At 66.6% G+C, this 13,481-nt stretch carries 10 protein-coding genes; 6 read left to right on the top strand and 4 right to left on the bottom strand.

The features are described 5' to 3' along the window. Window positions 1-38: 38 nt before the first annotated feature. Complete coding sequence (locus ACH3VR_RS22755) at window positions 39-728, top strand: cysteate racemase (protein WP_397558629.1); 690 nt, start codon at window positions 39-41, stop codon at window positions 726-728. Between the two features lie 37 nt (window positions 729-765). Beyond that, complete coding sequence (locus ACH3VR_RS22760; protein ID WP_397558630.1) at window positions 766-1,434, top strand: GntR family transcriptional regulator; 669 nt, start codon at window positions 766-768, stop codon at window positions 1,432-1,434. A gap of 196 nt (window positions 1,435-1,630) precedes the next feature. On the opposite strand, the gene ACH3VR_RS22765 is transcribed toward ACH3VR_RS22760, so the two are convergent. From ACH3VR_RS22765 to ACH3VR_RS22780, 4 genes are all read right to left on the bottom strand, one after another. Continuing rightward, complete coding sequence (locus ACH3VR_RS22765; RefSeq protein WP_397558631.1) at window positions 1,631-3,919, bottom strand: exo-beta-d-1,3/1,6-glucosidase; 2,289 nt, start codon at window positions 3,917-3,919, stop codon at window positions 1,631-1,633. A gap of 149 nt (window positions 3,920-4,068) precedes the next feature. Continuing rightward, complete coding sequence (locus ACH3VR_RS22770) at window positions 4,069-4,914, bottom strand: helix-turn-helix transcriptional regulator (RefSeq protein ID WP_397558632.1); 846 nt, start codon at window positions 4,912-4,914, stop codon at window positions 4,069-4,071. 144 nt (window positions 4,915-5,058) lie between these two features. Then, the gene (locus ACH3VR_RS22775; protein ID WP_397558633.1) at window positions 5,059-7,656 is read right to left on the bottom strand and encodes a glycoside hydrolase family 3 protein; all 2,598 of its coding nucleotides are present in this window, start codon (window positions 7,654-7,656) and stop codon (window positions 5,059-5,061) included. A 196-nt stretch (window positions 7,657-7,852) separates the two neighbouring features. Next, window positions 7,853-8,647 carry a glucose 1-dehydrogenase gene (locus ACH3VR_RS22780; RefSeq protein ID WP_397558634.1) on the bottom strand — a complete coding sequence of 265 codons (795 nt, stop codon included), beginning with the start codon at window positions 8,645-8,647 and terminating at the stop codon, window positions 7,853-7,855. 298 nt (window positions 8,648-8,945) lie between these two features. Between ACH3VR_RS22780 and ACH3VR_RS22785 the strand changes: the two genes are divergently transcribed. The 4 genes from ACH3VR_RS22785 (at window position 8,946) to ACH3VR_RS22800 (ending at window position 13,073) form a co-directional block, all read left to right on the top strand. Next, a complete protein-coding gene (locus ACH3VR_RS22785) occupies window positions 8,946-10,238 on the top strand; it encodes an MFS transporter (RefSeq protein ID WP_397558635.1) in 1,293 nt (430 codons plus the stop codon). Between the two features lie 244 nt (window positions 10,239-10,482). Further along, window positions 10,483-10,869: a nuclear transport factor 2 family protein gene (locus ACH3VR_RS22790; protein WP_397558636.1), complete on the top strand. Its 387-nt coding sequence runs from the start codon at window positions 10,483-10,485 to the stop codon at window positions 10,867-10,869. 223 nt (window positions 10,870-11,092) lie between these two features. After that, window positions 11,093-11,455, top strand: a complete 363-nt coding sequence (locus tag ACH3VR_RS22795) for a Rossmann-fold NAD(P)-binding domain-containing protein (protein ID WP_397558637.1) — start codon at window positions 11,093-11,095, stop codon at window positions 11,453-11,455. A gap of 73 nt (window positions 11,456-11,528) precedes the next feature. Beyond that, window positions 11,529-13,073, top strand: coding sequence for an MFS transporter (locus ACH3VR_RS22800; RefSeq protein WP_397558638.1), 1,545 nt, complete (start codon window positions 11,529-11,531; stop codon window positions 13,071-13,073). Window positions 13,074-13,481 lie beyond the last annotated feature (408 nt).

Below are 13,481 nucleotides of genomic sequence, written 5' to 3' on the forward strand. Positions count from 1 at the left end.
CCGCGGCCGATACCGACCGGGCTCGGGGAACCAGTCCCGTGATCGGGGTCCTTGGCGGGATGGGCCCGGCGGCAACCGCCGATTTCTTCCTGAAGCTCACCGCGGCCACCCCCGCCGCCCGGGACCAAGAGCACCGGCATGTCATCGTCTGGTCCGACCCGACCGTGCCCGATCGCAGCGACGCGCTGATCGGCCTGGCGCCCGATCCCACGCCGTGGCTGGTCCGGGGTGCGAACGCGCTCCGGGACGCCGGTGCGACCATCGTCGCCATCCCCTGCAACACCGCCCACGCGTTCGTCCCGCGTCTGGTGAAGGAGACCGGCATCGACATCGTCCACATGATCGATGAGGTCGCCCAGACGCTCGCCCGCCAGAGACCGGCGATCCGCACCGTCGGACTGCTCGCCACCACCGGCACGGTCGCCACACACCTGTACCAGGAGTGGCTCGTCAGTCACGGGATCGACGTCATCGTCCCCGACGAGGCAGCGCAAGAGGAGAACGTGATGCGCGGCATACGCGCCATCAAAGCCGGCGCGTACACCGCGGAGGATCGACGCCGACTCCTCAGCGTCGCCGACGACCTGCTCGCTCGAGGTGCCCGCGCCGTCATCGCAGGCTGCACGGAGATTCCCCTCGGGATCCGTGACACGGATCTCCCCGTGCCGCTGGTCGACCCGACGCAGGTGCTCGCTGAAGCCGTCGTCCGACAAACCGTGCGCGTCTAGATGCGCAACACGTGGAACGCAATATATCGTAGGTTGCATGTCGATCTCACCGGTGTCGCGGCGACTGCTCAGCGATGAAGTCTTCGAGCAGCTCAAGTCCGCGATTGTCAGCTCCGAGCTCGCCCCGGGCGAACAGGTCCGCGACGCGGACCTCGCGGCCCGGTTCGGGCTGAGCCGCACACCCGTTCGCGAAGCGCTCAACCGGCTCGTCGACACGGGTCTCGTCGAGGCGAAGCCCGGTGTCTACACGCGTATCACCCCGCTCAGCCGGATTGCCGTGCAACGCACTCTCGCTGTCTTGCGCGTTCTCGACGGCCTGGCGGTCGAGACCGCGGTGCCGCTCATGTCGAGCAGAGACATCCAGCGGATGCGGCACGCAAACGACGACTTCGCCTCCGCGGTCGGGTCCACCGACATCGCGGCCGCCCTCGAGGCCGACGACCGTTTCCATGGCGTGCCGTTGGACGTCGCCGACAACCCGACGCTCACCCGGGTGGTGGAGCAGTTGCATCCGCAGCTCCACCGCATCCTGCACCGCAAGTTTTCCACACTGCTCGGCGGCCGCAACACGATCGACCACCATGCCCGCCTCATCGAGCTCTGCGAGCAGCGCGACGCGTCCGCGGCGGCCCGACTGTCCGGCGACCACTGGGTGGCTCTCGGCGACCAGATCGACGAGCTCTTCGACAGCAACCAGTTCGACTGAGCCATCACCGTCGACGCGCACGGTCTCGAGCCGCTCGCTCGCACTCGCTGCCGACGAAGACGCTCTGGTCTTTGCCGGGCAGATGCCGCCGATCGCCGCAGTGATCTCGGTTTGGGGTCAGGAGGCCCTCGGACCACCCGGCTCGCGTGTGTCCATGTGATCGTCTTGTGGCGAGGGCGAAGCCTGGGGTCGCCCTTCACTCCCGCGATATGGTGAAGCCTCTGCGCAGCTGGTCCTGTTCACGGCTGGAGCGGCCGACGCGCAGTTCGAACTCTCCGGGTTCGACGACTCGGCGTCCGTCCGGGGCGACGATCGTGAGTTCGGCTGCGGGGATCTCGATCCTCACGTGTCGCGTTTCTCCCGGCTCGAGGTCGACCTGGGTGAAGGTCTTCAGCTCTTGGTCCGCCCAGCTTGCTGAGGTGACGGTGTCGCTGATGTACGCCTGGACAGTCTCTCTGACGGGGCGCCCGCCGTGGTTACGCACCGTGAGGGTTGCGCGGAGGGTGCTGGCAGCGGTCAGCTGGTCCTCGTCGAGAGTGAGTGCCTCGTATCCCACCCACGCGTAGGAGAGCCCTTCGCCGAACGAGAACGCGGGAACCTGTGTCAGGTCGGCGTAACGGTTACCGTGCTGCCCGCGGATCTGATTGTAGTAGACCGGTTGCTGACCGACGTGGCGGGGGAAGGAGATCGGCAAGCGCCCCGCGGGTTCGATCAGGCCGAGGAGCAGTTCCGCGATCGCACGCCCGCCTTGCATGCCCGGGTTCGCTGCCCAGATCAGTCCGGCCGCTTCCAGCGCCGAGGCGGGAAGCACGAGCGGCTTGGACGCGAGCAGGATGACGATCACCGGTTTCCCGGTGCTCGCCAGAGCGTCCAGGAGCGCGACCTGCCCGCCAAGCAGGTCGAGTGTTGCGGTGGATCGGGTCTCACCGACCAGCTCGATACGGTCGCCGACGACCGCGACGATGTAGTCCGCGCGCTCTGCGTCGGCGACCGCATCGGCGATCATCTTCTCGTCGGGTGAGCTGGCGACGACGACGGGGGGTCGCGGCTGACCATCGGGGAAGAATGCTCCTTCGGGGTCCTCGGCGAGCCCGAGGATGTCTGCGCCCTGGGCGTAGGTGATGGTCCAGTCCGTGGGGGCGTGGGCGCGCAGACCGTCGAGCACGGTGGTGATGAGCTCCCGTGGTTGTCTGTGCAGCCAGGACGCTTGGCCGGAGCCGCCGGCCCAGTCGCCGAGGTGTGTCTGGGCGTCGTCGGCGAGGGGTCCGACGACGGCGATGCGTCGTCGTCCGGTGCCCGCATCGATACCGCGCCCGGTGGCGTCGGCGGTGAGGCCGCCGGCCAGTGGCAGGGTGTTGTTCTGATTGCGCAGCAGCACGATGGAGCGTCGCGCCGCTTCGAGGTTGAGCTCGGTGTGCTCGACGGTGCCGATTGCCGCCTGGATGCGCGCAGAATCGGGACGGCGGGGGTTCTCGAACAGTCCCAGTTCGAACTTCAGGCGCAGGATTCGAGCGACCGCTGCGTCCAGGTCCTGTTCTTCGAGGAGTCCGGTGCGGATCGCCTCGAGGGCGCCGTCGAAGAATCGAGGTGTCGTCATGACGAGGTCGTTGCCGGCCTTCACCGCGGCCGCGGCGGCGTGCGCGTAATCGGGCTGCAGTCGCTGCTCCCAGACCATCCGGCCGACATTGTCCCAGTCGGTGATCAGAGTTCCGGTGTAGCCCCACTCGCCGCGCAGCACATCGGTGAGAAGCCAGTCGTTGACGGTGACGGGCACACCGTCGATGGTCTGATAGCCCAGCATGAAGGTGCGGCATCCCTCACGGGCGACGCGCTCGAAGGGCGGCAGGAACCAGGATCGGAGCTTGCGGCGCGAGATGTCGGCCTCGGAGGCGTCTCGTCCGCCCTGCGTCTCGGAGTAGCCCGCAAAGTGCTTGGCGGTGGCGAGAATCGCGGTCTCATCGCTCAGGCCCTTGCCCTGGTAGCCGCGCACCATGGCGGAGGCGAGTTCGCCGATGAGATACGGGTCCTCGCCGAAGGTCTCTCCGACCCGTCCCCACCGGAGGTCACGAGCGATGCACACGACGGGTGAGAACGTCCAATGCACGCCGGTCGCGGCTACCTCAACGGCGGTGGCGCGTGCGACTCGTTCAAGCAGATCCGGATCCCAGGAGGCCGCCATCCCGAGCTGGGTGGGGAAGATCGTAGCCCCTTCCCAGAACGAGTGCCCGTGGATGCAGTCCTCCCCGACGAGCAGCGGGATGCGCAGGCGGGTCTGCGCGGTGAGCTCCTGGGCGCGGATGATGCGCTCCGGGGATGTGTGCAAGATCGAACCGATGTGTTGGTGCAGCACAGCGCCGTCGAGGTCGCCGCTCGCGTCAAGCTGCATCATCTGCCCGACCTTCTCTTCGAGCGCCATCCGGGACAGCAGATCGGCGACGCGGTCATCGATTGAGCGGGTCGGGTCAAGATACGCGAGGTGACTCATGGAAGTGCTCCTTTCGGAACATGGCAGGTCTCAGGGGGGCAGGAGGGCGTGCCGAAGGCACGGTCCAGGTCCGGCGGGCGCGCCGGCGGTTCGGGTATGGGGTCGGTGGCGAACCGGACGATGGTGGGGAGGCGGCTAGCCGCAGAGGTTCATGCGGTCGCGGCCCATGATCCGAGGAGGGCGAGTCTTTCGGCAGCGACAGAGTCAGGTTCGACGGCGTAGCTCACGATTGAGAGTCCTGGTGCGCCGGCCGGGTGAAGGACATCCCAGGAGAACTCGATGACACCGACCGCCGGGTGCCGGAATTCCTTCACGCCGTGCGTGTGGACGTGCACGTTGTGATTTGCCCAGTCCTTGCGGAACTGAGGGCTGAGCGTCGAGAGTTCCCCAACGATCGCCGTTAGCTCTTCGTCAAGCGGGTCCCGGCCGGCATCCAGCCGCAGGTTGCCGGAGACCAACCTGCGTGCGAGGGGGTAATCGACGTAGAAGTCCTTCGCTCGCGGGTCGAGGTACACGAACCGGGCGATGTTCGGCTGCTGCTCCGTGTCGAAGTGCAGCGAGTACAGTGCACGCCCGAGGGTGTTGGCGGCAACGATGTTCTGCCTGGTGTCGTAGACGATCGCGGGCGACGTCATCCCTGAGAGCATCCGCTCGATCGACTCGGGGAGTGCGGGGCGGGGTCGAGTTGCGTGCTTCGGATTGATCGGGCTGGGCTGAGAGTTGCGGACCAGGTCGAGGAGATGGCTGCGCTCCACGTCGTCGAGCTGCAGCGCATCGGCGATGGCATTGATCACGCTGTCCGAGGCGCCGGCGATGTTACCGCGTTCGATGCGCGTGTAGTAACCGAGACTGAGACCGGCAAGATCGGCGACCTCTTCGCGTCGCAGTCCGGGCACACGGCGTTCGCTCCCGTAGTCGGTGATGCCGGCCTGCGCCGGAGTCAATCGAGCTCGACGTGTGGTGAGGAATTCACGTACCTCGGCATTCATAGCCATTGGGTCCTCCCTATGTGTGACGGACGTTGCTCGCCCGGCGGGCCGTCGAAGCTCTCATCCAGTGAAACACCGTCCGGCGAGCAGTTGGGAGTCCTCAACAGATTCCCCCAGACGGTGCCACGAACGAGAGCCTCGCGGCCTGGTCTATGCGAACGTCGGCTCTCCTTGAGCTTTCGTCGCGTACGGGTAGGCGGTCCCACCCTGACCGACCCCGGGCCCCTCTTTCGCCTGGATGCGGAACGTGGCATGTAGCGGCAGCTGCTGCGACGACGTGCCAACATGCACGGTGTAGGTGCCGCTGATCGTCCGCCAGAGTCGGGCGGCGGTGTCCCAGTACGCGAGGGGGTGCAATGCGTCCCGTGGATCGAGGGTGATCTCAACGTCGCGGGATTCGCCGGGCTCCAGCGGAACTTTCTCGAACCCGACAAGCTTCTTGAGTGGCTCGCCGTGGCCTTCGGGCACGGCCAGGTAGGCCTGGGCGACCTCAGCGCCGGCGCGGTCGCCGACGTTCGTCAGCGTGAACCGCATCCGAATGGGCTCGGTGCCGTCGGACAACGGGGGCTCCACGGTGATGGAGTCGTAGTGGAATCGGGTGAAGGAGAGGCCGTGACCGAACGCGAAGCGGGGCTGGAGCCCGTGGCGTTCGAAGCCCCGGTAGCCGATGTCGAGCCCCTCGCCGTAATGCACGTCCAGGTTCCGCTCGTCGCGGACGGGATTGGAGATGCCGATGGCGTCGTACTGGTCTTCGCTGCGGGCGATCGTGTACGGCAGCTTGCCGGACGGGTTGACGTCGCCGAACAGGACTCGCGCAACGGCGTGGCCCTGCTCCTGGCCGCCGAAGTAGCTGTGCACGATCGCCGGCACGTCGTCGGTCCAGGGCATGAGCGCCGGCAGGCCCGTGCCGAGGACCACGACGGTATTGGGGTTCGCAGCGGCAACGGCGCGGACGAGGGCGTCCTGATCCCGCGGCAGCGTCAGCGTCGCCGAGTCCTGCTGCTCACTCTCGCGAGACCGAACCCAGACCACGGCTACGTCGGACTCGCGCGCCAGGTCGGCCGCCGCGACAACGTCGGGGTGGACCACGGTGGCCGGAGGCGTCCAGCCCAGCTGCACAGCCCCGGGTTCCAGACCGCCGACCCGGCCCTCGGTAACACGGAACGCCAGACGGATCGTATGCGTCGCGCCAGCCTCCAGGGTCCAGGGCCCCATGGCGACGAGGCCCTGGATCCCCGGCGAGTCAAGATGCGCGACCTCGACATCGTCGAACCACAGTCGCGCGTCGCCCCACCCTGCCAGCGTGAACGAGTATTCGCCCGTGACCGGCACGATCAGGTGCGTCTCCGCGCGCAGAGACCGCGTCCCCTGCGGCACGACGAGCCGGACCGCGTCGTTGAACTCGTTGATCACACCGAAGACGTTGTAGGTGGCGTCGGGGTCGACGCGATCACCGAGGACTTCGCTGGTGAGATCGTCCGAGCCATAGTAGACGGTGTGCACGCCGCGTTCCGCGGTGAATGCCGACGGGATCGGCAATCCACCGACAAAGATCCCGTCACCTGAGGTGAGCCGGTCCGCTCCGGGTGCCCATCGCACATCGACGCCGTCGGGTGCCCGATTGACCAGTCCCTGCAGGATGCCGACGGAGTCTGCCGGGATGGTGACGTAGCTTGCCCCGCCCAGCCGGCTGGGGATGTCCGCGTCGGCGCCGATGACGGCGATAGACCGTACGTCCGCACCGAACGGCAACACGCCGGCGTCGTTCTTCAGCAGTGTGATCGCCGCCTCCTCGATCTGCCGGGCGATTACCGCATGCTCGGCGTACGGGACCGGCAGGTCCGCGTCGGGCAGCGGCGCATCGAATAGACCGGTCGTGAACATCGCCCACAGGATGCGGCCGACCGCGCGATCGACGACAGCTTCGCTGATCGAACCGGTCTGCACCGCCCAGAGCAGGTTCCCCGCGTAGAACGTCGGCTGGATGGGCAGACCCGGGGTCTCCATGTCCAGCCCGTTACCGGGAGAGAGACTGTGGTTGGCGAGGTAGTCGGCCATCAGGAATCCCGCGAACCCGTAGGCGTCACGCAGCAGCTTGTTCTGCATGTCGTCGTTCTCGCAGGCGTAGACGCCGTTGATCCGGTTGAACGACGACATCATCGACACTGCCCCGCCCTGGACCGCGGCATGGAACGGCGGCCCATACACTTCGCGGATCGTCCGTTCGTCGACGATGGAGTTCTGGCCACCGCCCCGGTTTGTCTCCTGGTTGTAGACCAGCGGGTGCTTATAGGTCACCATGACGCCTGGACGCTGGATCGCCGCGGGAGCGCCGCGGGTCATCTCGGCGCCCAGGTACGGGTCCTCGCCGACGCTCTCGCCGATGCGTCCCCACCAGGGAACGCGCGCGAGATCTGCGTTCGGGCCGAGGACGACGTTGTGCCGGAGGAGGTAGCACTCCTCGCCGAGCACCCGACCGTGCAGGTCGACGAGGTCGCGGTCCCAGCTCGCGGTGATCGCCAGCGGCGAGGGCAGTGCGGTGGCCGCGGAGTAGCCGGGCGGGCGTCGGAGGCCGCTTCCGGCGTCTGCCATCCTCAGCGGCGGGATGCCGAGTCGGTCGATTCCCGCGTTACTAAACCCCTCAACCCCCTCTAAGACGTCTCCGGTCATCAGGTCCACCTTCTCTTCGAGGCTCATCGCCTCAAGCAGAAGGGTCGCGCGATGGTGCGCGGGCACGGCGGCATCCATCCACGGGCGCTCGTTGTCGTTGATCATTTTTTCGCTTTCCGGTTGTCCTGTTGTCTTGAGTTCGTCTCAGCGAGGAGGAACCGTCGCTGCGCGGATCAGGCGTGCTCGCCGATGGACGGAACGCCCGGATGGCTGGGGTCTTCTCCGCGGGCGGCCGCGGGCGCCAGCCTTGTCGCGGCGCCGCACCTCCCTCTCGTCATTGCGCGGTGTACCCGCCGTCGACCGGCAGGGCGACGCCGGTGACGTAGCTGGCTGCGTCACTGGCAAGCCAGAGCACGGCCGCCGCGATCTCGTCGGCACGGCCGATGCGACCGATCGGAACCTGTGCGATCGCCGCGGCCGCATCGAATCCATCACTGGCGGTCATCCGGGCGACCATCGGGGTGTCGATGGTTCCCGGGCAGATGGCGTTGATGCGGATGCCGACGGGGCCGTACTGCAGCGCGGCGCTCTTCGTCTGGCCAAGCACTCCGTGTTTGGTCGCGTGGTAGGTCGATCGGCCCGCTCCACCGACCAGGCCGCCCAGTGACGAGCAGTTGACGATGGATCCCGAGCCTTGCCGCCGCATCTGAGCCAGCTCGTATTTCATCGACGCCCAGACGCCACGCAGATTCACCGCGACGATCTTGTCGAAGGCGTTAGCGGGCTCGTCCGCGTCATCGACGGGGGGGAGCATGATGCCGGCGTTGTTGAACGCCATGTCCAGTCGACCGAACGATCGGACGGTGACGTCGACCGCGTTTGCCACTCGAACCTCGTCGGAGACGTCGCACGGCAGACCGAGTGCTCGGTGCCCCTCAGCGGTCAACTGCTCCGCGAGGTCCTGGGCGGCGAACCCATCCACGTCGACGATGGCCACTGCCGCACCTGCTTCGGCGAAGGCCCTGGCCGCGGCCGCACCGATCCCCGCGCTACCGCCCGTGACCAGCGCCACTTTGCCGGAGAAGTCATACCTGACCATGACGACGTGTTCCCTCTCTCCTGTTGCCATGGCGGCGGTGTGTCGATCCAGCACTCTCCGGTGAGCTGCCGGTGCTTTGCATCGCCGCCGATGACGAAAACCCGAGCGCACGCGCGCTCGTTCATTTCCGCTATCAGACAGCACATCGCTGGCGCCATGGGAGTACCTGATGGGTTCTCCCAGACGTCGAAATGTGCGGGATAACGTACTGCCCAGCCCACGCACGTGGTCATCGCGGCGCGGATGCCGCCCCCGGTTGTGGGCTGCTCGAGCCAAAGGAGGCAGGATGAGTTCTGTAAGTGGTGCCGCCGCTGGAAACCCTTCGGGGATGACCGCAGCGACGGCGATGGTCCGTGAACATCACTGGTTCGATGAGCCCACGGATCCGGCGCCGAAGCGCTATGTGGCGTGGCTGCTCATCGCCCAGCTGGTGTTCTTCATCGCGCTGCTCGGCCCCGCCATCATCGGCATCGGCCTGAAGATCCAGGACCTCGTGCACCTTGGCGCGATCGACGAGAACGGCGCGACCGCCGCTGCCGGCCTGCTCGGGGGTATCGGAGCGATCTTCGCCACCCTCGCCAACGTCGTCTTCGGCAAGGTCTCCGACCGCACGACCTCTCGCTGGGGCCGCCGCCGCATCTGGATCGTGCTCGGCACCGTCATCATGACGATCGCGTTCGTCATCATGGCGCTCGCGCCGAACCTGCTCGTCGCGACGACCGGATGGGCGCTTGCGCAGTTCGGCGCGAACATGACGCTGGCGCCGTTCATCGCGACCATGGCCGACCACGTCCCGAAGTTCCAGCGCGGAAAGATCGGCGCGGCGCTCATGATCGCGCAGCAGGTCGGCGTCCTTGGCGGCGTCTATGTGGCCCAGTGGTTCGCCGGCCAGATGCTCGTCATGTTCGTCGGCCCGTCCATCCTCGCGATCATCGTCATGGTGATCTTCGCGGTCGTTCTTCCGGACCAGGTCCTCCCCGAGAAGCCTCCGGCAATGACTGTCCGGGAGTTCCTGCAGACATTCTGGGTGAGTCCGGTCAAGTTCCCCGACTACGCACTGGCCTGGTGGTCCCGCTTCCTCATCACGTTCGCGGCCTTCGGCTTCAGCGCGTTCCGGTTCTTCTACCTGCTCAATCACGTCGACGTCCCCGAGGCGGACATCCCGGGGGTTATCTCGACCGGAGTGCTGATTTACACCATTGCGATCGTCGTCGTCAGCTTCATTTGCGGCTGGCTCTCCGACCGCCTCGGCCGGCGCAAGGTGTTCGTCTGGGTCTCTACAGCGCTGTATGCGACCGGCACCGTCGCACTGATCTTCGCGCAAGACATCCCCACGTTCTTCGTCATCGAGCTGCTGCTCGGCATCGCCTTCGGCATGTATCTCGGGGTCGACATGGCGCTCGTCCTCGATGTCCTGCCCAACCCGGACGACTCGGGCAAGGACCTCGGCGTGTTCAACATCGCCAACGCGCTGCCCCAGACGTTCGCTCCGATGATCGGTGCCGTCTTCGTCTACGTCGGCGATACGACTGGCAACAACTACGGTTTGTGGTTCACGATCTGCGGCGTCCTGTGCATGATCGGCGCCCTGGTGATCTTCCCGATCAAGAAGGTCCGGTGACAACAGGTCCAGCGGTCACCGTGTTCTGGTGTTCGCTGGACCGACCGACAACTGCTCGCACCCGGGCGCGGATGCGGAAGCCCGTGCGCCACTCGGCGACGCAGATTCTCGTTGGGCAACAGAACTCCAACGCCCTGTTCCACCCCACCGACTGAAGAGCAACCGCTCCACAACACCAGGCGGCTCCGTCCCGATTGCCTGGTTCGACGTCCTACCCCGCTTCCAACCAGCGAAGGAACTCACCATGACACGTGCCGACCAGGCCACCATCGACCTTCTGACCGATTACTTCGACGCCATGGAGGCCAAAGACCCGGAGCGGATCAGCTCCTACTACGCCGACGACATCACGCTCACGTTCGCGAACGCGCCGACTATCACCGGCCGTGCGGCCATGCTGGAACGCATCATGACGCTGCTCGGGAAGGTCAAGTCGCTGGCCCATCCGTTGATCAACGTATGGGAGGAAGAGAGCGGCGTGGTCATCTTCGAGGTCTCCAGCGTCTGGCACTTCCACGACGACAACGTGGTCACGATCAACGCGTGCTCGATCTTCACCATCGCAGACGGCCAGTTCATCGACCAGCGCATCTACGTCGATAACGCGCCCATCGACAGCTACCTCAGCTGACCCACCTTCGGATGGACGCTCGTGGCTCGCATCTTCGTCACCGGTTCCGCGCAAGGCCTCGGCCGCGACTGGTCGACGACGGACACCAAGTGGTCATCCACGTCCGCGACACCGCCCGCATCGCCGCGGTGACCGACCTGGTCAACCGCGGCGCGGCGGTCGTCGTCGGCGATCTTTCCAGTACCCAGCAGGGCCAACGACGTATTCCACAGCGCGGACTGGTATGGCGACACCAGTCGCCGTACCAGTCCGGAGGGCCATCCCCGCATACTGGCCGTCAACACCCTCGCCCCCCTACCTGCTGACCGGGCTGATCGAGAGACCGGATCGGCTGATCTATCTCACCAACGACATGTACCACGGCGGCGGCGACAGCCTGGACGACCGTGACTGGACCGCTCGCCACTGGAACGGCACCCAGGCGTACTGCGACAGCAACTCTTCGCCGGTGGCGCGCGCCCTCGCGATCGCGCGCCACTGGCTGAAGGTGATCAGCCACCGCCGTCGACCCGGCTCGGTACCCATGCGCGTAGGCGGCCCGTCCGCCACCGGCGGTCTGGGAAAGGGGCACCTCACCCTCCCCTGACCCAGATCGGGCTTGCCTCTGACGACGCGGCTACGGTCACCCGCAGCGGCCAGGTCTGGCAGCACCACCAACCGTGCCCGACTGCAGCAGCTACCACCTACAACGACTTCCAAACCGTCTCCTCGCGCGGCCGGCAGCGATGAGGAGGCACGAGCTCGAACGCGGTCTCCGCCGAACAGCAACCGTCCGCCGAAGCCGTACCCGGGCATGGTTCTCGCCCCGCTTCGCGAATATCCCGCGGATCGGGTCGCTGGGAGCACCTGTCAGGGCCTCTCAGCTTGCGGCGATCCTGCCGGAAACTGGCGGAGATGAACACCAACTTTGCGGCAACGAATGGCGGCACCAGATGACCCGCGGAGACACCGAGCGTAACGTGCGCCAGGCGGCCGTCGCTGGCGACGCCACCGCGACCCGCATACCACTGGTCGTCTACGCACTGGCCGTGGGCACCTTCCTCATGCTCACCACCGAGTTCGTCGTCGCGGGGATCCTCCCGGATGTCGCCACAGGCCTGCAGATCTCACTCGCTCAGGTCGGCTCGCTGATCAGCGTGTTCGCTGCGGGGATGATCATCGGAGCACCGGTGATGACGATCCTCACCATGCGCCTGCCCGAGCGAATGACGCTCACCCTCGCACTGATCATCTTCGCCGCCGGACACATCTGGGTGGCGCTGGCATCAGACGTCACCCAGATCATGGTCGCTCGGTTCATCACCGGAGTCGCCACCGGCGCGTTCTGGGCCATGGCCGCCGTCGCGGCCGGCCACGCCGCCGGCGCCCGCGTCGCTTCCCGCGCAGTCGGCATCGTCGTCGCGGGCGGAACCCTCGCCACCGTCCTCGGCGTCCCGCTCGGCGCCTATGTCTCCCAGCTTTTCGGCTGGAGGGGCACGTTCTGGTCCCTGGCCATCGCGGCGTCGCTCGTCACCGTTCTCGTCGCCACCCTCGTCCCTCACGAAGAATCGCGCCATGCGTCCTTGTCGCTCGGCTCCCAACTCGCCGGCCTCCGCTCCATTCGCCTGTGGCTGGTCCTGCTCGCGTGTGCCACGACAACCGGCGGCGTGCTCGCCGTGTACTCATTCATCACGCCAATCCTCATCGACCAGTCCGGGATACCCGCGTCCCTCGTTCCCCTGGTGCTGACCGGATTCGGTATCGGCTCCTTCGTCGGGACGCTCATCGCTGGACGGCTCGGCGACCACTACCCGTACGCCGTGACGATCATCACGCCCGCCGTGACGACACTCCTGTTGTTCCTGACGATCCCACTCGCGGGTTCTGCACTCGCCATGGTGCTCGTCGTCCTGCTGCTCGGCTTCTTCGGATTGAGCGCCAACGGCGTGCTGATCCACCTCGCCGTCCGCTTCGCCGGACGCGCGGCACCACTCGGGTCCGCCCTCAGCGTCGCCGCATTCAATCTCGGAACCGCCACCATGGTCCCCATCGCAGGTGCCGTGCTCGAGTCCGCGCTCGGCCTCAACGGTCCGGCAGTGGTGGGAACGGTGATCTCCGCGCTCACCCTCATCCCCACCACCGCACTCGCTCTGATCGCCCGCCATCGACGAGTCACGGGCAACGCACGGGAGACGGCCCGGGCCGACCGAGTCCCGTCGCCCTAGACGCCGACCCCGCGCCGACGCACGGTCCAACACGGGCGACCCCTTTGCCGGTCTGATCCGGCGTCCATCCAAGACGATCACGAGGGTGATCGAGGAGGGCCGCCGCGAACTACTCTGCACTACATCGTAGACATCGGATCGGATGGTTGCAGACCGGTCGAGGTCAGATTGCCCGTGGTCTGGCGCATTGGGGGCAGTCGTCGCCCTTCGACCGATCCGACGCTGGCCAGACAAGTCCTCTCGTACCTTGCCAGGCTGCCCACCGGTGAGAGCCGGGCATACAGCGACATTCGCGATCACGGGACGCTTCGTGCGGGGTGAGTCCCATAGCGTGGTGTCAATTCCTGCGGGGCTCTCGTCGTCGCTGACGATGAAGGGCCACCGTGGGATGACCAGTTGTTTCCGGCA

The sequence above is a fragment of the Microbacterium alkaliflavum genome (assembly GCF_044325405.1).
GTDB classification, from domain to species: Bacteria; Actinomycetota; Actinomycetes; order Actinomycetales; family Microbacteriaceae; genus Microbacterium; species Microbacterium alkaliflavum.